Raw genomic sequence first — 25,984 nt, forward strand, 5'->3', positions numbered from 1 at the left:
GCCTCGGCTGCTTCCTCCCGAACGGTCAGGTACAGGCCACTGTGCAGCCTATACTCCGGCTTGAAAGACGTTCACTGAGTCTGCACAGGAGTATGCCCATGTTCGCTCTCCTGCATGGCAGCCGCGCCGAAACCCTGCATCTGGCCTGCGACCCCAGCACGGGGCTTAGGGCCGTCATCGCCATTCACCATGCGCGCATGGGCCCGGCGCTGGGCGGCTGTCGCTACCTCACCTATGTCGATGAAGAAAGCGCCATCGAAGACGCCATCCAGCTGGCCAGGAACATGAGCTACAAGGCCGTGCTCGCCGGCCTGCCACTGAGCGGTGGCAAGGCGGTGATCATGCGCCCGGTGCACCAGCCTGATCGCGCCGCGCTGTTCGAGGCGTTCGGGCGTTTCGTGGAAACCCTGCAGGGCCGCTACATCACCGCCGTGGACAGCGGTACGTGCAGCGCCGACATGGATCGCGTTGCGCTGCATACCCGGCATGTCACCAGTACCAGCGAGGAGGGGGACCCGTCACCGCATACCGCGCTTGGGGTGTTCGCCGGCATCCGGGCGACTGCCATGGCACGCCTGGGCAGTGACAATCTGGAAGGGTTGCGGGTGGGCATCCAGGGGCTGGGGCACGTGGGCTATGCCTTGGCCGGGCACCTGCATGCCGCCGGTGCCGAGTTGCTGGTCAGCGACCTGGACAATCGCAAGGTGCAGCGCGCCATGCAAGCGTTCAACGCGCACCCGGTGGCCTGCGAAACGCTGCTCGGTACGCCTTGCGACATCCTGGCGCCCTGCGGCCTGGGCAAGGTGCTCAACTGCGCCACGCTGATGCAGTTGCGCTGCGCCGCCGTGGCCGGTGCCGCCAACAATCCGCTGAGCAGCCTGGAGATGGCCGATCAGCTGGAGCGTCGCGGGATTCTCTATGCCCCGGACTACATCATCAATTGTGGCGGGCTGATCAAGGTCGCTCTCCAGCACCGCGGCGACAGCGCCGCGACGATCGCCGCGCACATTTCCCGAATAGGGCTACGATTGACAGAGGTCTATGCCCATTCTCAAGCACACAAGCGCTCACCCGCGCGAATTGCCCAGGCCTTGGCAGAACACCTCCTGAATGTCGGCTAGCGCACCTTTACCCGGTGCCGCCCGACGGTTCCATGCAGCCACAAGCCGCGAACCACGATCATCACGCACGACCTGCGTGTCTGGAGTAGGCAATGTCCAATAACAAGAGTGAGCTTGCGTACACCCGCTACCTGGCCCCCGACGGCCAACTGATTGCCCCCTTGCCCGGTTGGGCCGATGATTTCAACCTGCTGACCCGTCTCTACCGGCAGATGGTCCTGACCCGTCTGTTCGACCAGAAAACCGTCGCCCTGCAACGCACCGGCCGTATCGGCACCTTTGCCCCGACCCTTGGCCAGGAAGCCATCGGCGTGGCGCTCGGCAGCCTGATGCGCGCTGAAGACGTGCTGGTGCCTTACTACCGCGACACCGCCGTGCAGTTGATGCGTGGCGTGCGCATGGACGAGATTCTGCTGTACTGGGGCGGCGACGAGCGCGGCAGTGCCTACGCCGAGCCTGCTGCAGCGCAGGACTTCCCGATCTGCGTGCCTATCGCCACCCAGGCCCTGCACGCCTGCGGCGTGGCCAGCGCCTTCAAGGTACGTGGCGAACATCGTGTCGCGGTCACCACCTGTGGTGATGGCGCCACCAGCAAGGGCGACTTCCTCGAAGCGCTCAACGTGGCCGGTGCCTGGCAGCTGCCTGTGGTGTTTGTGGTCAACAACAACCAGTGGGCGATTTCGGTGCCACGGCGCATCCAGTGCGGAGCGCCGACCCTGGCGCAGAAGGCCGTGGGGGCGGGCTTTCATGGCGAACAGGTCGATGGCAACGACATCCTCGCGGTCTACGATCGCATGCAGGTCGCGCTGGAGCGTGCCCGCAAGGGCAAGGGCCCGGTGTTGCTGGAGTGCATGAGCTATCGCCTGGGCGACCACACCACCGCCGACGACGCCACCCGTTATCGTCCGGCCGACGAAGTGCGCCAGGCCTGGAACGAGGAACCGATCAAGCGTCTGCAGACTTTCATGGCTGCCCAGGGCATCTGGGACGAAAGCCGCGAGCAGGCGCTGGTCAGCGAATGCCAGGCGCAGATCCAGGCCGCCGTGAGCGCCTACGAGGGCACCACTGCGCAACCGGCCGAGTCGGCCGTCGACCATGTCTATGCGCAATGGCCGGCGGCGCTGGCCGAGCAGCGAGAGTGGTTCCTGGAGCGTGTCGCACGGCGTGGGGGAGGCGAGCATCATGAACAATGACAAAGTGACTTTGCTCGAAGCGGTCAACCTGGCCTTGCACCGGGCCATGGCCGAAGACGAGAACATCGTGGTACTGGGGGAGGATGTCGGGGTCAACGGCGGGGTGTTCCGCGCCACTCAAGGCTTGCGCGACAGCTTTGGCTTCAAGCGGGTGATCGACTCGCCACTGGCCGAAACCATGCTCGGCGGCCTGGCGGTGGGCATGGCTGCCCAAGGCCTGAAGCCTGTGCTGGAGATCCAGTTCCTGGGGTTCATTTATGCGGCCATGGAACACCTGGTGTCGCATGCCAGCCGCCTGCGCAACCGCACCCGCGGCCGACTGACCTGCCCGATGGTGTTGCGCAGCCCGATGGGCGCCGGCATTCGTGCGCCGGAGCACCACAGCGAAAGCACCGAAGCGCTGTTCGCGCACATTCCCGGCCTGCGCGTGGTCATCCCGTCGTCCCCGGCGCGCGCCTATGGCCTGCTGCTGGCGGCCATCGATGATCCCGACCCGGTGATCTTCCTCGAACCCACCCGGCTCTACCGCATGAATCCGCAACCGCTGGTCGATGACGGCAAGCGCCTGCCGCTGGACACCTGCTTCACCCTGCGCGAAGGCAGCGACATCACCCTGATCAGTTGGGGCGCCAGCGTGCATGAAACCCTGCAGGCGGCGCAGGCCCTGGCCGAGCGCGGCGTGTCGGCGGAAGTCATCGATGTCGCCTGCGTCAAACCCCTCGATCTCGACACTCTGGAAGCCTCGGTACGCAAGACCGGGCGCTGCGTGATCGTCCATGAAGCGCCACGTTCCTGCGGGGTAGGGGCGGAAATCGCCGCCAGCCTCTACGAACGTGCGCTGCTGGACCTGCATGCGCCGATCCAGCGCGTCACGGCGCCGGACATTCCGCCGCCGCTGTACCGTCTGGAACAGCTGTACATGCCCGGTGTGGAAGACATTCTCCACGCCTGCGATAGCGCACTGGAATACGCCTGAGACCCGAGGAGGCTTGCGATGAAATTCTTCAAACTGCCCGATCTGGGCGAAGGACTGCAGGAAGCGGAAGTGGTGCAGTGGCACGTCAAGGTCGGCGACAGCGTCAAGGCCGATCAGTTGCTGGTCTCGGTGGAAACCGCCAAGGCCCTGGTGGACATTCCGGCGCCCTATGACGGGGTGATCACCAAGCTGTTCGGGGGGGACGGCGACATTCTGCATGTCGGTGAGCCGTTGGTGGCCTTCGACGGCGATGGAGACAACGGTACGGTGGTGGGCAAGCTCGAAGGCGGTGGCAGCCTGGAAGACCAGTTCTTCGTCGGTGCCGCACCCTCGACCCGCGAACACCTGGCGACCCGCGCTACGCCAGCGGTCCGCCAGCTGGCCCGGCAACTGGGGGTGGAACTCAATGGCCTGGAGGGCAGCGGCAACGATGGGTTGATTACTCGCGCGGATGTCGAACGCGCCGCGCAGGCCGAGCGTGATCGCTTTGGTGGCCAGAAGCTGCGCGGCGTGCGCCGCAGCATGGCGATCAACATGGCGCGCTCGCATGCCGAGGTGGTGCCGGTGACCCTGTATGCCGATGCCGACCTGCACCGTTGGGCCGAAGCCCGTGACCCGCTGATTCGCCTGGGCAAGGCCATGGCCGAGGCCTGCAAGGTCGAGCCGGTGCTCAACAGCTGGTTCGATGGAAAGTCACTTTCGATCCGCCAGCATGAGCGGCTCGACCTGGGGATTGCGGTGGATACCCCGGACGGGCTGTTCGTGCCGGTGCTGCGTGACGTGGGTAACCGCGAGGCGCAGGACCTGAAGGAAGGGCTGAGCCGCTTGCGTGCCGACGTAAAGGCGCGGTCCATTCCGCCACAGGAAATGATGGGCGCGACCATCACCCTGTCGAACTTCGGCACCCTGTTCGGCCGCTATGCCAACCCGGTGGTGGTCCCGCCCCAGGTGGCGATTCTCGGTGCTGGCGGCATTCGCCAGGAGCCGGTGGCCGTCGACGGCGAAGTGGTGATCCACCCCATTCTGCCGTTGTCGCTGTCCTTCGATCACCGTGCGGTGACCGGTGGGGAAGCCGCGAGATTCTTCAAGGCGCTGGTGCAGGCCCTGGAGCAGGCTGAATAGCCCCATGCAGGAAACCCGTCGGCGGCGTTCGCTCCGCTGACGGGTCTGCAATGCCCTCATTCCCCTGGCGTCGCCAAATCGTCATTCGGCTTCGGCATCATTGAGCAATTCGTTCAGGGCGTCTGGCTGGCTCTTGAAGGCGCGGGCGAACACGTCGCGGTTCTTCGCCATATAGATACCGGCTTCTTCAACCTGGTCTTCGCTCAGCGACGGAACCGCCTTGCCCAACACTGTTGCCAGCAGTTCAGCGAGTTCGAGCATCTTGTCATGACGATCAGCTTCGGCTTTATCCATGAACAGGCGCTCCAGATCTCGGCTGCTGCGGTATACCACTTCGACGGCCATTCACCACCTCACGAGCCTTCCAGAAAGAAATAGGGTTAACTGTATTTATATACAGTGTTCAGCATAAGCCATTGGCAGCGTATCTGGATAGTGGCACGTGAATTTCTTTTCACGCCAGGACCGCCCTTGCGACAACTGGCCACAGCGCCGATGCTGGATATGGCCTTGATCCTGCTTTAAAAAGCCTGCGCCCACAACGGGTTGGGAATTCGAGGACACGCAAGATGAAATGGGCGGACAACAGCCGTAAACGCATGCACGACGGCGCCAACTCCATCGGCAACCTGCTGGTCGAGGGCTTTCACTACCTGGGGCTGTTCGCCATCGGGGCCGTCACCGCCTGGGCGTCGGTCATGGCCTTTACCGGCATGATCGACAAGGGCCAGGCCAGCGTCGATGACATCCTGCTGCTGTTCATCTATCTGGAGCTGGGCGCCATGGTGGGGATCTACTTCAAGACCAACCACCTGCCGATCCGCTTCCTGCTGTACATCGCCATCACCGCACTGACGCGCTACCTGATCGGTGATGTCTCGCATCACAAGGCGCCAGACATCGGCTTGCTGTACCTGTGTGGCGGCATCTTCTTCCTGGCGCTGTCGGTGCTGGCGGTGCGTTATGCCTCGTATCGCTTTCCGTCGAGCAAGGCCATCGATGCCAGTGGCGAGTATGTCGGGGATAACGTCACCGAGAAGTGATGCCCGCTGTCGGTGGCCCCTGCAGATGCGCAAAGCCCGGTGTTGGAGCACCGGGCTTTTTTATGGGGCATGCTGCCAGGCGAAAGCTTCACATCGCCATGCCTACGCGGTTGCCTTGTGGCAGGCGACGGCTGGCTGGCGCGGCGAGCTGTTTGAGCCGATCCTGGTCGGTCATCGCTTCGAGCAGTGTCACGGCGCTGTGGCCTTGCTCTATGGCAATGCCGAACTGCACGCTTTCGATCAGGCGCCGCAGCCGTTTGGGTTCGTTGCGCTGCTCCGGGCTGATCAGGCGCTTGGCGACCACACCGGTTTCATTGGACAACGTGAGCATGATGCTGCCATCCAGTCCCTGAATGCTGAGGTTCACCCGATACTCCGGGGCGAACGTATCAGTGATCATCTGAAAAGGATTGTCAGAATTATCCATTGTCGGTACCTGCTCATGGGTTCTGCATAAGTTGACCGGCCATTAATCCTTTTGGTTCTCAGTGGCGGATAAGCGGTCGTCCCTGTCCGGCCGTTTGCCGATCTCCTCAGCCATGCCGTCGTTCCCATCCATGCACGCATCAGGCCACTTCGCGGATAAAAATCCGGGCACAAAAAAAGCGGGCCGTTACAGGCCCGCTTTGCGGTGACGGGGGAGGGGTCAGGACAGCCGCTCGGCTTCCTTGGCCTGCTCGTTCTCGAGAAACTCTTCCTGCAGCAGCGCATCGGCGTTTTCAGGATCGAAGGGCGCGGTGGTCTGCGCGTGGCGCTGCTTGTCTCGCAATTTGCCGATCAGGTGTTCCAGGGCGTGGTCCAGCTTGCTGGCTGCGCCGTCCACCGCCAGGTCCAGTGTGTCGGCCTTGTGGGTCACGGAAATCGGTTGATGGCCCTTGGGGCGTGCCTCCATCTGGCAGCGAATGTCGTTGGGGCCGGCCTTGTCGCCGTTTTCGTCGCGCAGATGGACTTCCACGCGGGTGATGTAATCGTCGTAGCGTTCGAGTGTGCTTTCGAGGGTAGAACGAACCCAATTCTCCAGTCGGATACTGCTTTCGATGTGGTTATCGCTGTTGACCTGGATTTGCATAGTCGATCCTTACTAGGGCTAACTCGTGCTTGAAGCGAGGCGGCTCGTTCGGCGTCTGAGCATTCAGTCACTGCATGTCCGCGCTCGATTACAGTGTTGGCGCCATTTGTTTTTTATTTCAAGCCCTTGGCTTGAAGAAATATTTGGCAGCAAACAGAAGGCGACTTTCAAGACGCGTGCAAATCGCCGCGAGTGACTCGTTTTCCATAGCCAATCGCGGCGTTTCGCTGCTTTTTTCGCGTCGTGCCCAGTTGTGGCTATGCGTCAGAATGTCACTGAAGTTTGCACGTAGAGGGTGCGCGGCTCACCGACGTACTTGCCTTTGTTGTTGTCATCGAAAGACCGCGTGAAGTACTCACGGTTGAAGATGTTCTTCACACCCACGGCGACATTCAAATCCGATAGTTGCGGCCCGAAGTCATAGGCCGCGCGGCTGCTGAACAGCATGTAGCCAGGTATGCGCCCAGTGCTGCCATCGGCACTTTCCGCCGAGGTATTGGCATTGTCGGCGAACTGGTCGCTCTGGAAGGCGCTGTCGACGTTCAGCTTCCACGGGCCTTGGCTGTAGCTCAGCCCCAGGTTGCCCTTGTGCCGTGATGAAAAGGGTACGCGGTTGCCCTTGTTCGGGCCGTCTTCGCGGATGGTCGCGTCGACGAAGGCATAGCTGGCGTAGATATCGAAGCCGCTCAGCGCCGGGTGCAGGGCATCCAGCGCGTAATTGACACTGGTCTCGATACCCTGGTGGCGCGTCTCGCCGCGGGCGATCACGCTGTCGTTGGTCTGGTTGCTTTCGTACTGGTTGTCGAAATTGATCAGGAACGCGCCGATCTCGGCGCGCAGGTAGCCGTTGTCATAACGTGTGCCCACTTCCCAAGTGCGCGCCTTTTCCGGTTTCACTTCGCCACCGGCCACACGGTTGGGCATCTGACTGTATTGCACGCTGCCGAACGAGCCTTCGGTGTTGGCGTACAGGTTCCATTGCTCGGTAAGGTGGTAGACCACATTCAGGGCCGGCAGCGCGGTGTTGTAGTCGCCTTGGTAGCGCACGTTGCTCAGGTTGTTGTTCTGCGCGGTGTCGATCATCTCGTAGCGGATGCCGGGGGTGATGGTCCAGCGGCCGATGTCGATGCGGTCATCAATGTACAACGCATTGGCTTCGGTCGCGCCGCGGGTGTCGCGGTCGTTGCGGCTGGCGGTGGTCGGCAGCGCCGCGTTGACCGGTTCGCGGAAACGCAGTTCGTGCCCTGCCTCATTGACGTAGCGGTAGCCAACGCCGACCTCGTGCCAGCTCTCGCCCAGCGCGAAGCCTTGCGAGAAGCGGGTTTCCAGGCCGCGTACCCAGTACTCGCGTGGCGACAGCGAGACGAAGGCGCCCTGGTCCAGGTAACCGCTGCGCAGGGTCTTGGTGAAGAAGGTATTGGCGGTGAATACCCGGGCGTCCTGCTCGTAGCGGTAACCGACGTTGACCAGCGTGCGGCGGCCCCAGAAGCTGTCCTTCAGACGCGTAGACTGGTACGGGTCCTCCTTGAAGGCTGCCGTGCTCAGACCGCCGGGCATGTCGGCTTCACCTTCGTAGTATTGGGCCATGGCGTTGAGGCTATTGGCCTCGTCGATCTGGTACTTGCCCTTGAGGATCAGGTCGTCGATCTGCGTGTCACTGTGTTCGCGCCAGTCGCTGCCGCGCACGCCGGAGTACAGGATCGCTCCGCCCAAGCCGTTTTCCGCCGTGCCGCCGGCCAGCAGGTTGCCGCTGGTCTTGAAACCGTCCTGGCTGGACGACGGGCTGACCTGGGTCTGTACGCTGCCCTTCACGGTCGGCGTGTCGGGAATCGCCCGGGTCACGAAGTTGACGATACCGCCGACGTTCTGTGGGCCATAGCGGACGGCGCCACCGCCACGCACCACGTCCACGGCGTCCATGTTGCCCAGGCTCAGCGGCGCCAGCGACAACTGGGGTTGGCCGTAGGGCGCAAAGGGCACCGGGATGCCGTCCATCAGCACGGTCGAGCGTGAGGCCAGCCGCGGGTTGAGGCCGCGAATGCCGAAGTTCAGCGCCATGTCGTGGCTGCCGGTGCCATTGTTCTCCGGGGCGTTGACGCCGGGAATGCGATTGAGCACCTCGCGCGCGTTGGTTGCGCCGACCTGTTCGAACGCTTCGCGGCGAATCACGTCACGGGCACCGGCATGCTCGAATACATCGTCTTGTCGGGCCTCGCCCAGCCAGTCGCCCACGATGCGCGACTCGCTCAGCTCGATGACCTCATTGCCTGTCCGTGCTGCGGCTTGCAAGGTGAAGCCGCCGTTGCCGTCGGCACGCGCCTGCAGGCCGGTGCCCTGCAACAGCGCGGTCAGGCCCTGTTCAGCGGTGTACTGGCCTTGCAGGCCCTGGCTGTGCAGACCCGCGGTCAAGTGCGAGCCGTAGGCGATCAGCACCCCCGATTCCCGACCGAACTCACTGAGCGCGGCTTCCAGCTCACTGGCGGCGATGTGATAGGTCTTGGCGGTCTCGGCGGCGAGCGCCGACGACAGTGCGCACAGCGACAGGCTGGCACCGAGCAGTGCCTGACGCAGGGCGCGGCTCAAGGGGGACTGGGGGGCGGGACGGACAGACATGCAGCGGGTCCTTTGCAGAGAGGAAGAGGGGGGCTTTTCCTGTCTGTCACGCGAGGGGCGGGAAACGGCTCAGGTTTTTTCAACTATTTTTACGTGCGGGCCTGGACCTTGATCCAGTAGCGCGTATAACGCTGCACGCGCACCGGCAGGGCGACTTCCAGCATGTCGAGGATGCGTTCGCTGTCAGCCAGGGGGTAGCTGCCGGAGATCAACAGGTCTGCGACTGCCGAATCGCAGGCCAGGTGGCCGTGCCGGTAACGGCCCAGCTCCAGGAGAAAATCGGCCAGGCGCATGCGTGAGGCGACCAGCATGCCGTCGCTCCAGGCGCCGCACCCAGCGTCCAACCCCCGAACCACCCCCCATTCCTGGCGATCGAAACTGACCTGTTGGCGCGGCTGCAGCAGCAGCGGTGCTGCGACCTGCTGCGGCTGGACCTGCAAGGCGCCGCTGAGCACGGCCACCTGGGTACGCCCGGCGAACTGTCGCAGGTTGAAGCGGCTGGCGCCGCTGCTCAAGCGAACGCGACCCTCGGCGCTGAGCAGCTCCAGGGGCCTCGCATCGGCGGCGGCATCGATCATTACTTCGCCCTGGCGCAAGTGGATCAGGCGTTGCTGCGCATCGAAGCGCACATCCACCGAGGTGGCGGTGTTCAGCTGCAGTCGGCTGCCGTCGCCCAGCGCCAGCGTGCGGCGTTCGCCCACGGCACTGCTGTAGTCGGCGAGCAACGACTGCACGGCCTGCTGGTCGCGCAGGCTCCAGCCCAGCGTCGAGCCTGCCGCCAGCAGCGCCAGCAGCTTGAGCGTCTGTCGGCGACCGGAGGATTTCGCTGCGCCCAGCGTGGCATGGGTCAAAGCAGGTGAAAGGCCGCCCAGCCGCTGATGGACACGCTGGATGTGCGCCCAGGCCCGCTGGTGTTCGCTATGGCCGCTGAGCCAGGCTTGCCAGGCCTGCTGGCGCACCGGGTCCAGCGGACCCTCCTGCATTTCCAGCAGCCAGTTCACGGCCTGGTGGGCCACCGCCGGTGAGATATCCGAGCGGTTCAGTGATTCTGCGCTCACAGGGCGAAGAAACAGCGCAGCGCTGCCTTGTGCAGGTGACGCTTGACCGTGGCGATGGAGATGCCCAGCTGCCTGGCGATTTCTGCGTGGCTCAGGCCATCCACCTGGGACAACAGAAAGGCGCGGCGGACCGCCGGTGCCAGGCCATCGAGCAAGCGGTCCAGCTCCACCAGGGTTTCCAGGATGATCGCGCGTTCTTCTTCGGAGGGGGCCAGACCTTCAGGTAGCTGCGCCAGCGCTTCGCAGTAGGCGCGCTCCAGATCCTGCCGTCGGTAGTGATTGCTCAGCACGCGCTTGGCGATGGTGGTCAGAAAGGCTCGCGGCTCGAGCAGACGCGGCGTGTCACGGGCGGTCAGAACCTTGACGAAGGTGTCCTGCGCCAGGTCGGCGGCGCTGTCCGGGCAGCCGAGACGGCGGCGCAGCCAGGTGGTCAGCCAGCCATGGTGATCCTGGTACAGGCCTTCGACAGTGTGGTTGATGGCAGGCTGGGCGGCGTGCATGGCGCGGCGGTATCCACGACGAGCTGGAAAAGCGGGCGATTCTGGCAGACTCTTTTGCGCTTGAGAATATTTATCATTACTATTGCAGCGCTTTTCTGCTCCCGCGCCGCAACCGGAGGGGGCGACCCGTTCCGGACAGTGGCAATGGATTGCCTGGCCTGCGCCCCGGCTCTTTTCCACCCCTGCCATGAGTCTCCTGATGGAAGGCACCCTGATCTCTCCTGCGCCCAAGCGCACCGAACGTACCGCCAGGCTTGGCATCACCGTGACCTATCGCCTGGCGGTGGCTTCGCGCTTCATCGTCGCCAGCCTGGGCGGCTACCTGTTCGCTTCGCTGTTCAGTGTGTGCGTCAGCCAATGGCTGCCGCTGCCGCGTGGCGAAGCCGTGATGGCCGGCATGATGCTGTCGTTCCTGGCTTACCTGGGGGTATTCATCGGCTGCTTCGCCTGCCGCACGGCATGGCGCGCCTGGACTGGTGTCGCGCTGGGCTGCGCCGTGTTGGCGGTGGTCTGGGCAGCAGGACGCTGGCTGTCATGAGGGAGGGCCTGCGCCAGGCCATGGCGTGGCTGCACACCTGGCTGGGGCTGGTCTTCGGCTGGCTGCTGTTCGCCATCTTCCTTACCGGCACGCTGTCGTATTTCCGCGCCGAGATCACCCAATGGATGACACCGGAATTGGCTTCCCATCCGCTGGACAGCGCGCGTAGCATCCAGGTGGCGCAGGACTACCTGCAGGGCCATGCACCGAGTGCAGCGCGCTGGATCATCAACCTGCCCGATGCGCGCACGCCCGGCATGCAGCTGCTCAGCATCGGTGCCGCCGCCCCCGGCCAGCGGGGGCGCGTCGAGCGAACCCTTGTCGACGCGCAGAGCGGTGCGCCCGTCCAGGCGCGGGAAACCCGAGGCGGGGACTTTTTCTATAACTTTCACTATCAGCTTGAAGTGCCGTACCCGTGGGGACGCTGGTTGACCAGCATCGCCGCGATGGTGATGTTCATCGCCCTGGTCACCGGCATCATCGTGCACAAGAAACTGTTCAAGGAGTTCTTCACTTTCCGTCCCGGCAAGGGCCAGCGTTCCTGGCTGGACGGGCATAACGCCCTGGGCGTGCTGATCTTGCCGTTCCATCTGATGATCACCTACAGCAGCCTGCTGTTCTTCGCCTCGATGGTCATGCCGGCGAGCATCATCGCCCACTACGGCAGCGACACCCGGGCCTTCTACGACGAGGTGTATCCCGGTTTCGCCCAGCCGCCGGCCAAGGGCGTCGCGGTGCCGCTGGCACGCCTCGAGGCGCTGGTACCGCTGGCCGATGCCCGCTGGGGGGCTAACCGTATCGAGCGCATCGTGGTCAATAACCCGGGCGATGCCAGTGCCACGGCGTTGCTGTATCGCGACGGCCACGACCGCGTGGTGCGTCAAGCGGGCGACACCCTGAGGTTCGACGCCACCAGCGGCCTGTTGCTGGGCGACACGGAGCCGGTGCGGGGCGCGCCTTCGGTGATCACCGAGGGCTTCTGGGACCTGCACATGGGGCACTTCGCCGGCACCCCGCTGCGTTGGCTGTACTTCGTGTTCGGCCTCGGCGGCACCGCCATGATCGGTAGCGGGCTGGTGATGTGGCTGGGCAAGCGCGCCGCCAGGCATGCCAAGACGGGGGTACTGCCTTTCGAGCTGCGGCTGGTGCAGGTGCTCAACATCGCCAGCATGGCCGGCCTGCTGCTGGGCGTAGCGGCGCTGTTCTGGGCCAATCGCCTGTTGCCGGTGGGCATGGCCGGGCGAGCCGCTTGGGAGGTTAAGGTGTTCTTCCTGATCTGGGCCCTGGCGTTGCTGCATGCCCTGTTGCGTGACGGCCGGGCGGCCTGGCGTGAGCAACTGGGACTTGGCGCCGTGCTATTCGCCTGCCTGCCTTTGCTGGACCTGTTCAGCGCCGGGCCTTACCTGTTGGCAGCCTGGCAACGCGGCGACTGGGTGTTACCCGGTTTCGACCTGGCGGCCCTGGCGACCGGCCTGTTGCTGGGCTGGCTGGCCTGGAAATTCCGTCAGCGCCCGCCGGTATCGGCCCCACGCGCACAGCACCGGCAAGCGACTGTCGCGGCGGCCGCTACCAGGGAGGTTCACTGATGCTACTGCCCGCTCTGCTGTGCTACAGCGGCTTCACCGCCCTGTGCCTGTCGATGGAGCGCCACTACGCCGACCTGCTGGGGGGCAAGCCGGGTACTCGACGCTGCCTCTTGCTGCGCAGCGCGGGCTGGCTGCTGCTGGTGCTGTCGCTGTGCGGCGCTGTCGCTGTCCGTGGCGTGACCATGGGGCTGGTGGAATGGGCAGCGGTATTGATGGGCAGCGGTGTGTTGCTGGTGTTCCTCATGCCGTACCAGCCACGCTGGGTGGTACGCCTGGCGCTCATTGGCCTGCTGGCCAGCCCTGTCGTGGCGCTGCAAAGCTCTATCTTCCAGGTCGGTTAGGACCTTGCTGCCGGCTTTTCGCGGCTAAAGCCAATGCTGATCTTTTAGACCAAAGCAATCCGATCTGGCGTCGCTTTGCTTTTCAAGCACAGAACTTACAGACACCGCCGAACGCGACTTCGGTGTAGGCCGAGTGGAGGTGTCATGGAAGGGGGTAAGCCGGCAGGGAAGCCGGCTTAGGCGCACTGGGCCAGGGACGGCCCATTGCGCCGGCCCCCTGGAATGGCCCCGGAAGGAGGGAAGTCTGCCCGTAGGGCAGACCCAAGCCAGGAGCAATGGCTTTTGGTTACTTTTGGCCGAAACCAAAAGTAACCCGCCGTAAAGGCGGAAAGGTGACTAAAGGGCACTGGTGCTGCGGCGGGTGTACCCGATCCAGATAGCCTGCCATTTGCGAGCAAGCTCCAACGGTCTAACTGATCAGTATTGCGGCTAAAGCCAATACGGGTCAGTCAGGCCGGGTAGGAGGCTCAGGCAAACGCCTGCCGGTATTCCCCCGGTGTTGCGCCCATGGCCTGGCGGAAGCGATTGGTGAAGTGGCTGGCGCTGGCGAAACCACAGGCCAGGGCGACGTCACCCAGCGGCACGGCGGATTCGCGCAGCAGGTGCCTGGCCCGTTGCAGGCGGCGTTGCAGCACGTAGCGGTGCGGCGGCATGCCGAAGCTGCTGCGGAACATCCGTGCGAAGTGGTATTCCGACAGCGCGCAGAGTTCGGCCAGTTGGCCCAGGCTCAAGCCTTCGTCCAAGTGTGTTTCGATGAACGCCACCAGCCGTCGGCACAGGTGCGGCGCCAGGCCGCCCTTCAGGCGCAGGCCATCGCGCAGGCCGACCTGGGTCAGCAGCGCATGGCTGAGCATGTCGTGAGCCAGGCTGCTGGTCAGCAGGCGTTCGCCGGGCTCATGCCAGTTCAGGCCAATCAGGCGCCTGAAGTTGTCGGCCTGGCGGGCATCGTCGAGAAAGGTGTTTTCCTGCAACTGCAGGGTGCGGGGCTCGCGGTCCAGCAGGGTCACGCACCCCAGGGCGAACTGCTCGGGGCTGATGTACAGGTGCGCCAGGCGAATGCGGCCGTTGATCACCCACGCCGACTCATGGCCGGCCGGCAGCACACAGAGTTTGCCGGGCGAGCCCTTCTGGTCCGGACGGTCGCGGCGAAAGGTGCCGGTGCCGTCGGCGATGTAGCACGACAGCGTGTGATGGTCAGGCGCGTGATACTCGCGGATGTCATGGTGGTTGCTCCACAGCGCGGCGTTCAGGCCGTCACCCAGCCGCGCGCTCTGCTCCAGATGGGCATGGGGCGAACTGTTGAGCGACTGGAAGACCTGGATGCTATCGAGCGACATGGCAACTCCTTGAGGCCCTCCATCCTACTCCGCATGGCCGCACTTGCCAGCGGGGCAACCGGCAAATGCGCAAGATTGTGCAAGCGGCCCGGGCCTGCCGTGCAGAGAATCCAGGCTCACACAGGAGCCACATCATGAACCTCTCGCTTTACCTGCTCACCGTGCTGATCTGGGGCACCACCTGGATCGCCCTGAAACTGCAATTGGGCGAGGTGGCCATTGCCTTGTCGATCGCCTATCGCTTCGGCCTGGCGGCGCTGCTGCTGTTCGTCGTGCTGCTGTTCAGCGGGCGCCTGCAAGCGGTCGACCGGCGCGGGCAGTGGATCTGCCTGGCCCAGGGCCTGTGCCTGTTCTGCCTGAACTTCATATGCTTCTACACCGCCAGCCAGTGGATTCCCAGCGGCCTCATCGCGGTGGTGTTCTCCACCTCGACGCTGTGGAATGCCCTCAATGCCCGACTGTTCTTCGGCCAGCGCATCGCCCGCAACGTGCTCACCGGAGCGGCCCTGGGCCTGACCGGGCTGGCCTGCCTGTTCTGGCCCGAGCTGGTCGGCCATCCCGCCAGCCAGGAGACCCTGCTGGGGCTGGGCCTGGCCTTGCTTGGCACGCTGTGCTTCTCGGCGGGCAACATGCTCTCGACCCTGCAACAGAAGGCCGGCCTCAAGCCGCTGACCACCAATGCCTGGGGCATGCTCTACGGCGCTGTGCTGTTGAGTCTGTATTGCCTGGTCAGTGGCGTACCGCTGCATTTCGAGTGGACGACGCGCTATGTCGGCTCGCTACTGTACCTGGTGATTCCGGGTTCGGTGATTGCCTTCACCGCCTACCTGACCCTGGTCGGGCGTATGGGCGCGGAACGTGCCGCCTATTGCACGGTGCTGTTCCCGGTGGTGGCGCTGAACATTTCGGCCTATGCCGAAGGCTACCAGTGGACGCTGCCGGCGCTGGCCGGCCTGGCGCTGGTGATGGCGGGTAACGTGCTGGTGTTCCGCAAGCCGCGCGCCGTGCCAGGCACGGCGGCGGGCAAACTGGCCTGATCAGGCCTTCCAGGCCTGCGGGTTGACCAGGTTCTGCGGGCGCTCGCCGAGCAGGGCGCTGCGCAGGTTCTGGCAGGCCAGGTCGGCCATCGCCTGGCGGGTCTCGGTGGTCGCCGAACCGATGTGCGGCAGGGTTACGGCATTGCTGAGCTGGAACAGCGGCGACTCGGCCAGGGGTTCCTTCTCATAGACGTCCAGGCCGGCGCCGCGCAGGGTGCCGTTCTGCAGCGCCTCGATCAGTGCCGGCTCGTCGACCACCGGGCCACGCGAGATGTTCACCAGGATGGCGCTCTTCTTCATCAGCGCCAGTTCACGGCGGCCGATCAGATGATGGGTCTTGTCACTGAGCGGCACCACCAGGCAGACGAAGTCGGCTTCGGCGAGCAGTTGATCAAGCGTTCTGAACTGCGCGCCCAGTTCCTGTTCCAGGGCCGCCTTGCGGCTGTTGCCGCTGTACAGGATCGGCATGTTGAAGCCCAGGCGGCCGCGACGGGCCACGGCGGCACCGATGTTGCCCATGCCGACGATACCCAGGGTCTTGCCATGCACATCGGTACCGAAATGCGGCGGCTCGATGCTGCGTGTCCAGTGGCCGGCCTTGGTGTAGGCGTCCAGCTCGGCGACCCGGCGGGCGCTGCTCATGATCAGCGCGAAGCCCAGGTCGGCAGTACTCTCGGTCAGGACGTCCGGGGTGTTGGTGAGCAGGATGCCGCGCTCGGTGAGGTAGTCCACGTCGTAATTGTCGTAGCCCACCGAAATGCTTGACACCACCTGCAGATTCTTCGCGTCGGCCAGTTGCTCGCGGCCCAGCTTGCGTCCGGCGCCGATCAGGCCATGGACCTCGGGCAGCGCTTCGTTGAACTGCGCCGCGATATCCCCCTGTTTCGGGTCGGGGATGATCACATTGAAGTCCTGCGCCAGGCGTTCGGCCATTTGCGGATTGACACGGCTGAAGGCGAGTACGGTTTTTTTCATTGTGCGGTCACTCTCGAGCGGTTGAATGCGTAGCACGCTAACATTCCGGGCCTTCGTGGTCAGCCGTTTTCTTATCGGATGACTGACGAGAATTCGCCTTCGCGAGTGTGAGAGGGGCGGGATTCGTGTCGATGCGCAAAACGCGCTGGCTCGCTTCCCGGCCTACTTCAGTCAGCCACCGGCAAGGTCATTGGCCCTGGGTGATGAGCTTGTGCCGACGCAGGTATTCGTCATAGCTCAGTGTCTTGTCTGCTGCCAGTTCGTCGAGCAACTGTTCCTTGCTCTTGCCATTGCTGCTGACGCTGGCTGCCGGCACGGACGGCTGGGCCGGGGCAGGCAAGCTGGCCAGTGAGGCGTAGGTGTTGTCCGGCAGCTTGTACATGGCGCCGGTGAGCGGGTCGACGATGAGCATGCCGATCAGGCCGCCGAACAGGATGTTGCCCCAGTACCAGCCATTCATGCTGGTATTGATGACCGAGGAGTTTTCCGTGTAGCCATCCTTCTTGAAGGTGACCTTGTAGGTCTCGCCATCGAAGTAACCCGCCCCCGCCTTGAGGGTGACCTGGTCGGGGGTTACGCCGCTATGGATCAGTGCCCCGTCCTCGTTGGTGATCTGGTATGCGGCACCGGCCGGGTAGGAGTTGATCGACACCGGTGTCCGGGATTCACTGACGATGCTGGCGCATCCGCCAAGGCCGACGAGAGCGGCGGCCAGAAGACAACGTCCGAGAGCCATCGAATGCATGTTTGAGCTTCCTGCTGAGTGGAGGGGGATCAGTTCTGGGTGCGGCGAATGATGTCGTAGCGGCGCTTGTATTCTTCAGGGCTGAGCGTCTTGTCGTCGGCCAGCTCCTGCAGCAGCTGCGCGCTGCTCTTGCCGCTGGTGGTGGCGAGGTTACGGGTCGACAGGGCGGCGATGAATGCCGGGTCGGAAAACAGCATGCGCATGCCGTTGGCCAGCGCCCGGTCGAGGGCGATCTTGGCGTTGTCGCCGGAGGCGAGCTGGATATTGGGTTCCTTGCCTTCGCTGGCGATGGTCCGGGAGAACAACGGCCGGTCGGCTGCACCTGTCACCTGGACGGTCATGCTGAAGTCCGCGACGGCGTCACCGGAAAAGAAACCCGGCTTGTGATCGTTGTAGAAGCGATTGACCCGCGCGTTGATCTTCACGTCGGCAGGTGTTTTACCAGCCTGGAAGCCACGCGCTTCGATCTCTTGGGTGAGGGCGCGGCGTACCGTAGCGGCCACTTCCTCATTGGCCAGGATCGGCGCGGTTTCCATGCCGTAGCCATTCTTCTTGCTGCTGACCTTGCTGCGGTCCTGACGATCATCGGCTACGTCCACCGCGACGGCGATATGATCGGCACCGGCGAGCCTGCTGACGCCAGGTTCGGGCACGTAATTGATGTTGATGGTTTCTGTGGTGAAGGCACAGCCGTGCAGAGCACCGATGACCAGCATCGAGGCGAGAGTCGTTGCGAGACGCATAATGCAAATTCCATTTCGCTAGGGGAGGGCGGCGCGGATTCTACATGGCTGAAGGCCACTACAAAAGACGCCGCTTGTCTGAAGTTTGCAGGGCGCTTGCGTACCTGCCCCAGTCCAATGACCTGACTGGCCAAGGACCGGTAGGACCGGCTTCAGCCGGGATGCTTTTGGTGGCTGAAGTGAACTACAGGGTGAGCGATGACTAACCCGGAGTATGCGCCTGCAGGTCCGTCTCGTCGGCGGCGAGGATGGCCGGGAGGGTGCTGCGCAGGTATTCCACCCAGGTCTTGATCTTCGCGTCCAGGTACTGGCGCGAGGGGTACACGGCGTACAGGTTGAGTTCCTGGAAGCGGTAGCGCGGCAGCACGCGCACCAGGGTGCCATCGCGCAGGCCGTCGATGGCCGAGTAGATCGGCAGGATGCCCACGCCCATGCCGCTGGCGATGGCGGTCTTCATGGCTTCGGCGGAATTGACCAGGAACGGCGAGCTGTTGAGGCTGACGCCTTCCTGGCCATCTGGCCCGGTGAACTGCCACTTGTCCAGCGGGAACACCGGGCTGACCAGGCGCAGGCAGTCATGGGTGAGCAGGTCGGCGGGTCGATGCGCCATGCCGCGCCGCGCGATGTAGGCGGGGGAGGCGCAGACGATGCTGTAGGTGATGCCCAGGCGTTGCGAGACGAAGCCCGAGTCCGGCAGTTCGCTGGCCAGCACGATGGACACGTCATAGCCGTCTTCCAGCAGGTCGGGCACGCGGTTGGTCAGGGTCAGGTCGAACGACACGTCCTTGTGATCCTGGCGGTAGCTGGCAATCGCATCGATGACATAGTGCTGGCCGACGCCGGGCATCGAATGCACCTTCAATAGGCCGGCGGGCCGGGCATGGGCATCGCTGGCCTCGGCTTCGGCCTCTTCGACATAGGCGAGGATCTGCTCGCAGCGCTGCAGGTAGCGCTTGCCGGCTTCGGTCAGGGCGATGCGCCGGGTGGTGCGGTTGAGCAGGCGGGTCTGCAAGTGCGCTTCCAGATTGGATACGGCGCGCGAAATGTTGGCGGTGGTGGTATCCAGTTGTGCGGCGGCCGCAGTGAAGCTGCCCGCTTGCGCCACGCAACTGAAGGCGCGCATGTTTTGCAGGGTATCCATGAAGTTTCTCGGAAGAAAAGGCGTACACGGTTTGGGTAAATTGTGACACGAAGTTACCAGTCCCTGTCTATCCACCCAGCGGCATTCTTGCCGTTCCTGCAATAAAGATTCACATTCGGCCCCGCTTATCGCTGCCTCGGCCGCCCCCTAGAATCGCGGCATTCACAGTCGTTTCATTTCCTCCTGGGGAATTTGCAGCAGTGCCGCGTTGCATCGTCAGAGGGCTCAAGACCCTCAGTGTCCTGGCAGCCTCCGTGTTGCTCAACGGCTGTATTTCCACTCACGGCATCCAGCCGCTCAGTGACGACCTTCCCACCCATGACCTGGGCATCGACCTGGCCGACCGTGAAGCCAGCTGGCCGGCTGCGCAGTGGTGGCGCGCCTATGGCGACCCGCAGCTTGACGCCTGGGTGGCGCAGGCCAGTGCTGGCAGCCCCAGCCTGGCTGCGGCTGCCGCACGGGTGCGCCAGGCCCGGGCCATGGCCGGCCTCAGCCAGGCGCGTGAAGCGCTGCAGGCCAATGCTACGGGCCACCTGGCGCGACGCGGCTGGCCCGACGATGGTTTCTACGGCCCCGGCAGCCTCGCCAGCACCCAGACCTGGGATAACGACCTGGCGGTGGCGCTGAGTTTCGACCTCGACCTGTGGGGGCGTGAGCACAACGCCAGCGAGCAGGCACTGGACCGGGTGCACCAACGTGCCGCCGAACAGCGTCAGGCGCAGCTGGAGCTGCAGGGCAACGTGGTGCGTGCCTATATCGAACTGGCCCTGCAGCATGCGCGGCTGGAGATTCTCGAATCGACCCTGGGCCAGCAGCGACAGATCCTCGACCTCGCCCAGCAGCGCCTGCAAGCCGGTATCGGCACGCAGTTGGACGTGACCCGCGCCGAAGCGCCGCTGCCTGAGACCCATCGGCAGATCGACGCCCTGCACGAAGCCATCGCCTTGAGCCGTCAGCAACTGGCGGCCCTGGCCGGGCTGGGGCCGGAGCAGGGCGCCAGCCTGCGACGTCCGACTCTGGCACTGCGCCAGGCATTGACGCTGCCAGCGGCCCTGCCCGCGCAACTGCTCGGGCAACGCCCGGATGTGGTCGCCAGCCGCTGGCAGGTGGCCGCCGAGGCGCGTGGCATCGAGGTCGCCCGGGCCGGTTTCTATCCTGACGTCGACCTGCGTGCCAGCTTCGGCTACATGGCCACCGGCGGTGGCGTGCTGGCGTTTCTCGACGCTCGCAAGCAGGCCTGGAACGCCGGCCCGGCGCTGAGCCTGCCGATCTTCGACGGCGGTCGCCTGCGCAGCGAACTGGGTCAGGCCAGTGCCGGTTACGACCTGGCGGTCGCGCATTACCGGCAGGTGCTGGTCACGGCCTTGCAGGAGGTGGCCGGCCAGTTGTCGCGCCGCCAGTCGTTGGAGCAGCAGCAGGCCCTGGCCGCAGAATCGGTGAGCAAGGCGGCCAAAGCCTGCGACCTGGCGCGGCTGGCCTGGCAGCGTGGCCTGGTGGACTACCTCGATGTGCTGCAGGCCCAGACCCAGCTGTGGCGTCAGCAGGACATTCAGCAGCAGGTCGAGGCCGCGCGCCTTGGCGCCTACGCCGGGCTGCTGGTGGCCCTGGGTGGTGGCCTGCAGTCCGGCGCAGACAGCCCCGCCGAGCCGCGCTTGCGTGCCCCTGCCACGGCAGGCGGACTCGCCCAGCTGCACCCTTGATTCCTGATTCCGCAAACCCCTTTGGCGATGACTGATCCGATGAATGCTGAAATGTCCCGAACGGCCCTACGCGCCTGCGCTCGTTTCATGGAGTGGCGGCAGTGAGCCTGGCCCTGCAACGCGTTGGCGGCCTGCCCTGGCGTCGTGAATTCGACCTGTGGCTGCGCAGCGATGGCGTGACCTGGGTGTACGTTGCCAAGGTGCTGCTGGCCGCTTTCCTGACCTACTGGCTGGCGCTGCGCCTGGAATTGCCACAGCCGCGTATTGCGGTGATCACCGTGGTGCTGGTGATGCAGCCGCAGAGTGGCCAGGTGTTTGCCAAGAGCTTCTACCGGCTGCTCGGCACGCTGGCCGGCTCGGCGATGATGGTGCTGTTGATGGCTCTGTTTGGTCAGGACTCGGTGCCCTTTCTCGGTTGCCTGGCGTTGTGGGTGGGGCTGTGCGCGGCGGGGGCTGCGCGCTTTCGCAACTTTCGCGCCTACGCCTTCGTGCTGGCCGGCTACACCGCCGCCTTGATCGGCCTGCCGGCCCTGTCGCAACCCGAGACGGCATTCATGGCGGCGGTGTGGCGGGTCCTGGAAATCTTCCTCGGCATTCTGTGTTCCACCCTGGTCAGCGCGGCGATTCTGCCGCAGAGCGCCAGCGCGGCGCTGCGCAACAGCCTGTTCCAGCGCTTCGGCCGGTTTGCCCGGTTCGTCGTCGATGGCTTGCGCCATGGCCACGATCAGGCGGCGTTCGAGGCCGGCAACCTGCGCTTCGTCGGCGAGGCCATCGGCCTTGAAGGGCTGCGCAGCGTGACCCTGTTCGAAGACCCGGCCATGCGTCGGCGCAATGGTCGGCTGAACCGCCTCAACAGTGAGTTCATGGCCATCACCACGCGCTTCAATGCCCTGCACCAGCTGCTGGAGCGCCTGCGCAGCCAGCGCCTGGGTTTGGTGTTGCGGCAGGTCGAACCAGGGCTGCACAGCCTGGCGGCGTTGCTCGAACACTGCGCCGACCAGGCGCTGACCCTGGATGACGCCGCGCGCCTGGTGATCCGTCTGGAACACTGGCAGGCCGACCTGCCACCCATGGTGCGGCGCCTGCGCCGGGAGCTGGAAGCGGCCGCTCCCAGCCAGGATGAACGCCTGGATTTCCACACCGCCTTCGAGTTGCTCTACCGCCTGGCCAGCGAACTGCATAACTACGCCCTGACCCACGCGTCGCTGGCTGACCATAATCACGTGCGTGAGCAGTGGGAGGAGCCCTTCGTCAATCGCACCCATGGCATGGCGGTGCTGGGCGCCGGTGTCCGCGCCACCCTGGTGGTGGCGCTGATGAGCGCCTGGTGGGTACTCACCGCCTGGCCCAGCGGTGCCACGCTGATCCTGGTTGCGGCAGTGACCGTGGCGCTGTCATCGATGAACGCCAATCCCTGGCGCATGTCGCTGCAGATGGCCTGCGGCACCGCACTTGGCGCGCTGTTCGGCTTCGTCGAGACTTTTCTGGTGTTTCCGCGTATCGATGGCTTCCCCTTGCTGTGCCTGGTGCTGGCCCCGGTGTTGGCGCTGGGCACCTTTCTGTCGTCGCGGGTGCAGTGGTCGGGCATCGGGTTGGGGCTGATGCTGTTCTTCTGCATGGGTACGCTGCCGGGTAACCTGACGCTCTACCAGCCTTACCCGTTCATCAACGATTACCTGGCGATGCTGGTCGCGACCCTGCTGTGCAGTGCCGCGGGGGCCGTGGTGCTGCCGCCCAACAGCCGCTGGATGTGGCGCCACCTGGAGGATGACCTGCGCCGTCAGGTGGTGTTCGCCATCAGCGCGCCGCTCAAGCGTCTGGGATCGAGCTTCGAGAGCCAGACCCGCGACGTGATGCACCATGCCGATGCCCTGGCCGCCGGCCGACCCGAGGTTCGCCAGCAGCTGCTGCGCTGGATGTTCGTGGTGCTGGAAATCGGCCACGCGATCATCGAGTTGCGCCGCGAACAGGCGTTGCTGCCGGTGCATCCCAGCTACGCCGAACACCGTTCGTGGCGTTTGTCGATCCGCAGCATGGGGCGTGCGCTGATCCGCCTGTTCATTCAACCAGACGCGCGCAACCTGGCGCGTAGCCTGGCGGCGGTGGAGCGGGCCATCATGCGGGTCAGGCAGACCGACGAGCCCTTCGCTTCGCATTTCGACACTTCGCCGCTGCGGCGGGTGGAGAGCTACCTGCACTTCATCCGCACCTGCCTGCTGGACCCGCGTTCACCGCTGGCTGCCCATACCCGCCGAGGGATTGCCAATGCCGCGTGAAATCGCGTTCTTCGACCTGTACATGCCAAGCATGGGCCTGTTGTTCGTGCTGGCCATGATCCTCGCCTGGCTGCTCGACCGGCTGCTATCCGGGCTGGACCTGTACCGGCTGTTCTGGCACCCGGCGCTGCTGCGCCTGAGCCTGTTCGCCTGCCTGTTCGGCGCGTTGGCGCTGCCCCTTTATCGTTGAAGCCTGGCTCGGGAAAACCTGGGATGAAAAAGCTGTTCAGTCTTGCCGCGACGCTGTCGATTCTCGCTCTGGCCGTGGTGCTGGGGCGCGCCGTGTGGGTGCACTACATGGATACGCCCTGGACCCGCGACGGGCGGGTCAGGGCCGACATCATCAACGTCGCGCCGGATGTCTCGGGGTTGGTGGAGCGGGTGGCGGTGCGTGACAACCAGGCGGTCAGCAAGGGTGACCTGCTGTTGCAGATCGACGCCGAGCACTACCGCCTGGCGGTGCGCCAGGCACGTGCCGAAGTCGCTGCCCGCAAGGCCGCCTGGGACATGCGCGCCGCCAACGCGCGACGCCGTGCCGACATGGATGCCCTGGTGATCTCGGCGGAGAACCGCGATGACGCCGGGTATCAGGCCCTGGCCGCACAGGCCGAATACCAGCAGGCCCAGTCGCGCCTTGAGGCTGCCGAACTGAACCTGGCACGCACCCAGGTGCGCGCCTCGGTGGATGGCTATGTCACCAACCTCAACGTCCACCCCGGTGACTATGCCCACGCCGACGAAGCCAAGATGGCGCTGATCGACCGCCACTCCTACTGGGTATACGGCTTCTTCGAAGAAACCAAGCTGCCACAGGTGCACGTCGGTGACCGCGCCGAGCTGGAAATGATGAGCGGCGAACGCCTGACCGGCCGAGTGGACAGCATTGCCCGCGGCATCTACGACCGCGACAACCCGCAAAGCCGCGAACTGCTCGCCGACGTCAACCCGACCTTCAACTGGGTCCGCCTGGCCCAGCGCGTGCCCGTGCGCATCCACCTCGACCCGGTGCCGGAAGATTTCGTTCTCGCGGCGGGCATGACCTGCACGGTGATTCTCAAGCCAGAGGGCACCCAGCAGAGCAGGGCCACAACTCGATAGATATGTACCGCATGGCGTTGACGTGCCCATGGAAAAGTATGCCCGTTACGGGTATGTTCGGAGGCGTTGGCATGCAGGTACTCAAGCGCAGGGATTTCACGCGGTGGCAAGCGCAGCAGGGGTTGGCAGATGCCTGCCTGTGTCGTGCGGTCGAAGATATGCAGCGTGGCCTGATAGACGCCGACCTGGGGAGCGGCTTGTACAAGCAGCGCATCGCTCGGGAAGGCAGCGGTAAAAGCCGGGGCTATCAAACCCTACTGTCTGTCAAGTTCGGCGATCTATGTGTGTTCCTGCATGGTTTTGCCAAAAGCGAAAAGGCAAGCGTCTCGGCAATCGAAAAAAGAGCGCTACAACATGCCGGTAAGGTTTTTCTAGAGCTGTCACCACATCAGCTCAATGAGGCTATTTCCCTGGGGCTGCTGATAGAGGTTCGTTGTGAGCAAAATCATTGAATCCCTTTCCCGCGACATGAGCGCGCTTTACCAGGCGGGCTTGATCGACAAGGTTACGATGCGAGAATTCGAGGCACTGTCACCTTCCCCTGTACGCGAGTTCAGCGCGTCAGATATCCGCCTGTTGCGTGAACGGCTGAGGTTCAGTCAGCCAGTATTTGCCCTTCACCTGCATACCTCGGCGTCCACGGTCAGGAAGTGGGAGCAGGGAGAAACCCGCCCGGCTGGTCCGGCGCTCAAATTGCTGAATGTCATTGCCGAAAAGGGCATTCAAGCGATTCTCTGACTGTCAGCCATACCCGGGGGCCGTTCAACCTACAGGTAGAAGCGGCTACAGCGGGGCAGAGGTCGGTAAGTCACCGCGTCTGCCGGGAATCTGCACCGGCCTTCTCCTTTGCCAACGTGCTAGGGCAACTGGCGGTCGAGGCCGAAGCGTTTTTTCAGCACCCATTCCAGCAGCCCCTGCGGCAGCCAGCGGGCCATCAAGGGCAGGGCGCGAGCACCGTTGCCCAGGCGCAGCAGGCGCGGCGGGTTCGAGCGTTGCAGGGCGCCCAACACGCCCTGGGCGAAGGCTTCTGCAGAGGTCGGGTGGTCCTGCGAGGCGCGGGCGCGGGCGCGGATGCCTTCGCGCAACGGCCACCAGGGCGACTGCTCGGCCATCAGCTGTTCGGCCTCCTGGCTGGCATTGCTGGCGAACTGCGAGGCAATGGCGCCTGGCTGCACTTCCATGACCCGAACCCCGAACGGTGCCAGTTCCATGCGCAGCGCGTCGCTCAGTGCATGCACGGCGGCCTTCGACGCGCAGTAGGCACCCGCGAATGGGGTGACCAGCACCCCGGACACGCTGCCGATGTTCACCACCAGCCCGCGCTTGCGCCGCAGTGCCGGCAGCAGGGCCTGGGTCACGCCGACCACGGCGAAGACGTTGGTCTCGAACTGGCGCTGCATCGCGTCTACGCCGCCGTCCAGCAGTGGCCCCATGGCGCCGTAGCCAGCGTTGTTGATGAGGATGTCCAGCCCCTCGGGCTCGAGGCGCGTAGCCAGGGCCTGCACGGCCGGCGCGTCGTTGACGTCCAGCTGCACGGCGCGGAAACCGGCGCCTGCCAGGGCTTCGACGTCAGCCGGCTTGCGCGCGGTGGCCCACACATCGTGGCCGGCCGCACGCAGGGCATCGGCCAGGGCGCGGCCGATACCGCTGGAGCAACCGGTGATTAGCGTTACGGGCATGAAGAATCCTTAGGTTTTGTACGAAAAGTGCCTGCGCTCGGCCATGCTTCGTTAAATACCGGCTCGGAATGCTCATTTACTCCAGTAAACTGC

Annotated in this window: 27 protein-coding genes; 15 read left to right on the top strand and 12 right to left on the bottom strand. The window is 64.5% G+C overall.

The window, feature by feature from the left end; translation table 11 throughout:
* Nucleotides 1-98: 98 nt before the first annotated feature.
* From RRX38_RS20885 to RRX38_RS20900, 4 genes are all read left to right on the top strand, one after another.
* Complete coding sequence (locus RRX38_RS20885) at nt 99-1,121, top strand: Glu/Leu/Phe/Val dehydrogenase family protein (RefSeq protein ID WP_315960516.1); 1,023 nt, start codon at nt 99-101, stop codon at nt 1,119-1,121.
* A 92-nt stretch (nt 1,122-1,213) separates the two neighbouring features.
* Nucleotides 1,214-2,314, top strand: coding sequence for a pyruvate dehydrogenase (acetyl-transferring) E1 component subunit alpha (gene pdhA / locus RRX38_RS20890; protein ID WP_315960517.1), 1,101 nt, complete (start codon nt 1,214-1,216; stop codon nt 2,312-2,314).
* Complete coding sequence (locus tag RRX38_RS20895) at nt 2,304-3,290, top strand: alpha-ketoacid dehydrogenase subunit beta (protein WP_315960518.1); 987 nt, start codon at nt 2,304-2,306, stop codon at nt 3,288-3,290. The genes pdhA and RRX38_RS20895 overlap by 11 nt, the downstream gene beginning before the upstream one ends.
* Before the next feature lie 18 nt (nt 3,291-3,308).
* Nucleotides 3,309-4,412: a dihydrolipoamide acetyltransferase family protein gene (locus tag RRX38_RS20900; protein ID WP_295471405.1), complete on the top strand. Its 1,104-nt coding sequence runs from the start codon at nt 3,309-3,311 to the stop codon at nt 4,410-4,412.
* A gap of 81 nt (nt 4,413-4,493) precedes the next feature.
* Here the strand turns inward: RRX38_RS20900 and RRX38_RS20905 are convergent, their stop codons facing one another.
* Nucleotides 4,494-4,757, bottom strand: coding sequence for a YebG family protein (locus RRX38_RS20905; protein ID WP_295471403.1), 264 nt, complete (start codon nt 4,755-4,757; stop codon nt 4,494-4,496).
* A 224-nt stretch (nt 4,758-4,981) separates the two neighbouring features.
* On the opposite strand from RRX38_RS20905, the gene RRX38_RS20910 reads away from it, so the two are divergent.
* Complete coding sequence (locus tag RRX38_RS20910; RefSeq protein ID WP_315960519.1) at nt 4,982-5,455, top strand: phosphate-starvation-inducible protein PsiE; 474 nt, start codon at nt 4,982-4,984, stop codon at nt 5,453-5,455.
* Between the two features lie 88 nt (nt 5,456-5,543).
* Here the strand turns inward: RRX38_RS20910 and RRX38_RS20915 are convergent, their stop codons facing one another.
* The 5 genes from RRX38_RS20915 to RRX38_RS20935 all read right to left on the bottom strand — a co-directional run bounded on the left by RRX38_RS20915 (nt 5,544) and on the right by RRX38_RS20935 (nt 10,695).
* Nucleotides 5,544-5,882: a DUF3509 domain-containing protein gene (locus RRX38_RS20915; protein WP_295471400.1), complete on the bottom strand. Its 339-nt coding sequence runs from the start codon at nt 5,880-5,882 to the stop codon at nt 5,544-5,546.
* A 219-nt stretch (nt 5,883-6,101) separates the two neighbouring features.
* Nucleotides 6,102-6,524, bottom strand: coding sequence for an HPF/RaiA family ribosome-associated protein (locus tag RRX38_RS20920; protein ID WP_295471398.1), 423 nt, complete (start codon nt 6,522-6,524; stop codon nt 6,102-6,104).
* Nucleotides 6,525-6,788: 264 nt separating this feature from the next.
* Nucleotides 6,789-9,137, bottom strand: a complete 2,349-nt coding sequence (gene fecA / locus RRX38_RS20925; RefSeq protein WP_315960520.1) for a TonB-dependent Fe(3+) dicitrate receptor FecA — start codon at nt 9,135-9,137, stop codon at nt 6,789-6,791.
* 89 nt (nt 9,138-9,226) lie between these two features.
* Nucleotides 9,227-10,195 carry a FecR family protein gene (locus RRX38_RS20930; RefSeq protein WP_315960521.1) on the bottom strand — a complete coding sequence of 323 codons (969 nt, stop codon included), beginning with the start codon at nt 10,193-10,195 and terminating at the stop codon, nt 9,227-9,229.
* The gene (locus RRX38_RS20935) at nt 10,192-10,695 is read right to left on the bottom strand and encodes a sigma-70 family RNA polymerase sigma factor (RefSeq protein ID WP_315960522.1); all 504 of its coding nucleotides are present in this window, start codon (nt 10,693-10,695) and stop codon (nt 10,192-10,194) included. The genes RRX38_RS20930 and RRX38_RS20935 overlap by 4 nt, the downstream gene beginning before the upstream one ends.
* A 199-nt stretch (nt 10,696-10,894) precedes the next feature.
* On the opposite strand from RRX38_RS20935, the gene RRX38_RS20940 reads away from it, so the two are divergent.
* Genes RRX38_RS20940 through RRX38_RS20950 form a run of 3 tightly spaced genes read left to right on the top strand, consistent with a single transcriptional unit; the run spans nt 10,895 to nt 13,160 of the window.
* Nucleotides 10,895-11,233: a DUF3649 domain-containing protein gene (locus RRX38_RS20940; protein WP_315960523.1), complete on the top strand. Its 339-nt coding sequence runs from the start codon at nt 10,895-10,897 to the stop codon at nt 11,231-11,233.
* A complete protein-coding gene (locus RRX38_RS20945) occupies nt 11,230-12,819 on the top strand; it encodes a PepSY-associated TM helix domain-containing protein (RefSeq protein ID WP_315960524.1) in 1,590 nt (529 codons plus the stop codon). The genes RRX38_RS20940 and RRX38_RS20945 overlap by 4 nt, the downstream gene beginning before the upstream one ends.
* Nucleotides 12,819-13,160 (top strand): DUF3325 domain-containing protein, encoded by a 342-nt coding sequence (locus RRX38_RS20950; RefSeq protein ID WP_315960525.1) that lies wholly within the window; start codon nt 12,819-12,821, stop codon nt 13,158-13,160. The genes RRX38_RS20945 and RRX38_RS20950 overlap by 1 nt, the downstream gene beginning before the upstream one ends.
* A gap of 467 nt (nt 13,161-13,627) precedes the next feature.
* Here the strand turns inward: RRX38_RS20950 and RRX38_RS20955 are convergent, their stop codons facing one another.
* Nucleotides 13,628-14,497, bottom strand: coding sequence for an AraC family transcriptional regulator (locus RRX38_RS20955; RefSeq protein WP_315960526.1), 870 nt, complete (start codon nt 14,495-14,497; stop codon nt 13,628-13,630).
* Between the two features lie 134 nt (nt 14,498-14,631).
* Here RRX38_RS20955 and RRX38_RS20960 point away from each other — a divergent pair, with 134 nt between their 5' ends.
* On the top strand, nt 14,632-15,534 hold the full coding sequence (locus tag RRX38_RS20960) for a DMT family transporter (RefSeq protein WP_315960527.1): 903 nt from the start codon (nt 14,632-14,634) through the stop codon (nt 15,532-15,534).
* On the opposite strand, the gene RRX38_RS20965 is transcribed toward RRX38_RS20960, so the two are convergent.
* From RRX38_RS20965 to RRX38_RS20980, 4 genes are all read right to left on the bottom strand, one after another.
* Nucleotides 15,535-16,509, bottom strand: coding sequence for a D-glycerate dehydrogenase (locus tag RRX38_RS20965; RefSeq protein ID WP_315960528.1), 975 nt, complete (start codon nt 16,507-16,509; stop codon nt 15,535-15,537). It lies immediately after the preceding gene.
* A gap of 187 nt (nt 16,510-16,696) precedes the next feature.
* On the bottom strand, nt 16,697-17,254 hold the full coding sequence (locus RRX38_RS20970) for a hypothetical protein (RefSeq protein ID WP_315960529.1): 558 nt from the start codon (nt 17,252-17,254) through the stop codon (nt 16,697-16,699).
* A 29-nt stretch (nt 17,255-17,283) separates the two neighbouring features.
* Entirely contained in the window at nt 17,284-17,997 is a 714-nt protein-coding gene (locus tag RRX38_RS20975; RefSeq protein ID WP_315960530.1) for a YajG family lipoprotein, read from the bottom strand.
* A gap of 202 nt (nt 17,998-18,199) precedes the next feature.
* Nucleotides 18,200-19,138 (bottom strand): LysR family transcriptional regulator, encoded by a 939-nt coding sequence (locus RRX38_RS20980; RefSeq protein ID WP_315960531.1) that lies wholly within the window; start codon nt 19,136-19,138, stop codon nt 18,200-18,202.
* Nucleotides 19,139-19,338: 200 nt separating this feature from the next.
* Between RRX38_RS20980 and RRX38_RS20985 the strand changes: the two genes are divergently transcribed.
* The 6 genes from RRX38_RS20985 (at nt 19,339) to RRX38_RS21010 (ending at nt 24,950) form a co-directional block, all read left to right on the top strand.
* The gene (locus RRX38_RS20985) at nt 19,339-20,838 is read left to right on the top strand and encodes an efflux transporter outer membrane subunit (protein WP_315960532.1); all 1,500 of its coding nucleotides are present in this window, start codon (nt 19,339-19,341) and stop codon (nt 20,836-20,838) included.
* A 101-nt stretch (nt 20,839-20,939) separates the two neighbouring features.
* A complete protein-coding gene (locus tag RRX38_RS20990; protein ID WP_315960533.1) occupies nt 20,940-23,114 on the top strand; it encodes an FUSC family protein in 2,175 nt (724 codons plus the stop codon).
* A complete protein-coding gene (locus RRX38_RS20995) occupies nt 23,104-23,304 on the top strand; it encodes a DUF1656 domain-containing protein (RefSeq protein ID WP_295471379.1) in 201 nt (66 codons plus the stop codon). Before RRX38_RS20990 ends, RRX38_RS20995 begins: the two co-directional genes overlap by 11 nt.
* Before the next feature lie 23 nt (nt 23,305-23,327).
* Complete coding sequence (locus RRX38_RS21000; protein ID WP_315960534.1) at nt 23,328-24,212, top strand: HlyD family secretion protein; 885 nt, start codon at nt 23,328-23,330, stop codon at nt 24,210-24,212.
* 71 nt (nt 24,213-24,283) lie between these two features.
* Nucleotides 24,284-24,664 (top strand): type II toxin-antitoxin system RelE/ParE family toxin, encoded by a 381-nt coding sequence (locus RRX38_RS21005; RefSeq protein WP_315960535.1) that lies wholly within the window; start codon nt 24,284-24,286, stop codon nt 24,662-24,664.
* Nucleotides 24,648-24,950: a helix-turn-helix domain-containing protein gene (locus RRX38_RS21010; RefSeq protein WP_295471374.1), complete on the top strand. Its 303-nt coding sequence runs from the start codon at nt 24,648-24,650 to the stop codon at nt 24,948-24,950. The genes RRX38_RS21005 and RRX38_RS21010 overlap by 17 nt, the downstream gene beginning before the upstream one ends.
* A 119-nt stretch (nt 24,951-25,069) precedes the next feature.
* On the opposite strand, the gene RRX38_RS21015 is transcribed toward RRX38_RS21010, so the two are convergent.
* Nucleotides 25,070-25,891 (bottom strand): SDR family oxidoreductase, encoded by an 822-nt coding sequence (locus RRX38_RS21015; protein WP_315960536.1) that lies wholly within the window; start codon nt 25,889-25,891, stop codon nt 25,070-25,072.
* Between the last annotated feature and the right edge of the window lie 93 nt (nt 25,892-25,984).

This window comes from Pseudomonas sp. DTU_2021_1001937_2_SI_NGA_ILE_001 (genome assembly GCF_032463525.1).
Taxonomy (GTDB): domain Bacteria; phylum Pseudomonadota; class Gammaproteobacteria; order Pseudomonadales; family Pseudomonadaceae; genus Aquipseudomonas.

Bases quoted from the DNA above. Each gene is read 5' to 3' on its own strand.
- RRX38_RS20885 (WP_315960516.1), top strand. From the start codon at position 99: ATGTTCGCTCTCCTGCATGGCAGCCGCGCCGAAACCCTGCATCTGGCC.
- pdhA (WP_315960517.1), top strand. From the start codon at position 1,214: ATGTCCAATAACAAGAGTGAGCTTGCGTACACCCGCTACCTGGCCCCC.
- RRX38_RS20895 (WP_315960518.1), top strand. From the start codon at position 2,304: ATGAACAATGACAAAGTGACTTTGCTCGAAGCGGTCAACCTGGCCTTG.
- RRX38_RS20900 (WP_295471405.1), top strand. From the start codon at position 3,309: ATGAAATTCTTCAAACTGCCCGATCTGGGCGAAGGACTGCAGGAAGCG.
- RRX38_RS20905 (WP_295471403.1), bottom strand. From the start codon at position 4,757: ATGGCCGTCGAAGTGGTATACCGCAGCAGCCGAGATCTGGAGCGCCTG.
- RRX38_RS20910 (WP_315960519.1), top strand. From the start codon at position 4,982: ATGAAATGGGCGGACAACAGCCGTAAACGCATGCACGACGGCGCCAAC.
- RRX38_RS20915 (WP_295471400.1), bottom strand. From the start codon at position 5,882: ATGGATAATTCTGACAATCCTTTTCAGATGATCACTGATACGTTCGCC.
- RRX38_RS20920 (WP_295471398.1), bottom strand. From the start codon at position 6,524: ATGCAAATCCAGGTCAACAGCGATAACCACATCGAAAGCAGTATCCGA.
- fecA (WP_315960520.1), bottom strand. From the start codon at position 9,137: ATGTCTGTCCGTCCCGCCCCCCAGTCCCCCTTGAGCCGCGCCCTGCGT.
- RRX38_RS20935 (WP_315960522.1), bottom strand. From the start codon at position 10,695: ATGCACGCCGCCCAGCCTGCCATCAACCACACTGTCGAAGGCCTGTAC.
- RRX38_RS20940 (WP_315960523.1), top strand. From the start codon at position 10,895: ATGGAAGGCACCCTGATCTCTCCTGCGCCCAAGCGCACCGAACGTACC.
- RRX38_RS20945 (WP_315960524.1), top strand. From the start codon at position 11,230: ATGAGGGAGGGCCTGCGCCAGGCCATGGCGTGGCTGCACACCTGGCTG.
- RRX38_RS20950 (WP_315960525.1), top strand. From the start codon at position 12,819: ATGCTACTGCCCGCTCTGCTGTGCTACAGCGGCTTCACCGCCCTGTGC.
- RRX38_RS20955 (WP_315960526.1), bottom strand. From the start codon at position 14,497: ATGTCGCTCGATAGCATCCAGGTCTTCCAGTCGCTCAACAGTTCGCCC.
- RRX38_RS20960 (WP_315960527.1), top strand. From the start codon at position 14,632: ATGAACCTCTCGCTTTACCTGCTCACCGTGCTGATCTGGGGCACCACC.
- RRX38_RS20965 (WP_315960528.1), bottom strand. From the start codon at position 16,509: ATGAAAAAAACCGTACTCGCCTTCAGCCGTGTCAATCCGCAAATGGCC.
- RRX38_RS20970 (WP_315960529.1), bottom strand. From the start codon at position 17,254: ATGCATTCGATGGCTCTCGGACGTTGTCTTCTGGCCGCCGCTCTCGTC.
- RRX38_RS20975 (WP_315960530.1), bottom strand. From the start codon at position 17,997: ATGCGTCTCGCAACGACTCTCGCCTCGATGCTGGTCATCGGTGCTCTG.
- RRX38_RS20980 (WP_315960531.1), bottom strand. From the start codon at position 19,138: ATGGATACCCTGCAAAACATGCGCGCCTTCAGTTGCGTGGCGCAAGCG.
- RRX38_RS20995 (WP_295471379.1), top strand. From the start codon at position 23,104: ATGCCGCGTGAAATCGCGTTCTTCGACCTGTACATGCCAAGCATGGGC.
- RRX38_RS21000 (WP_315960534.1), top strand. From the start codon at position 23,328: ATGAAAAAGCTGTTCAGTCTTGCCGCGACGCTGTCGATTCTCGCTCTG.
- RRX38_RS21005 (WP_315960535.1), top strand. From the start codon at position 24,284: ATGCAGGTACTCAAGCGCAGGGATTTCACGCGGTGGCAAGCGCAGCAG.
- RRX38_RS21015 (WP_315960536.1), bottom strand. From the start codon at position 25,891: ATGCCCGTAACGCTAATCACCGGTTGCTCCAGCGGTATCGGCCGCGCC.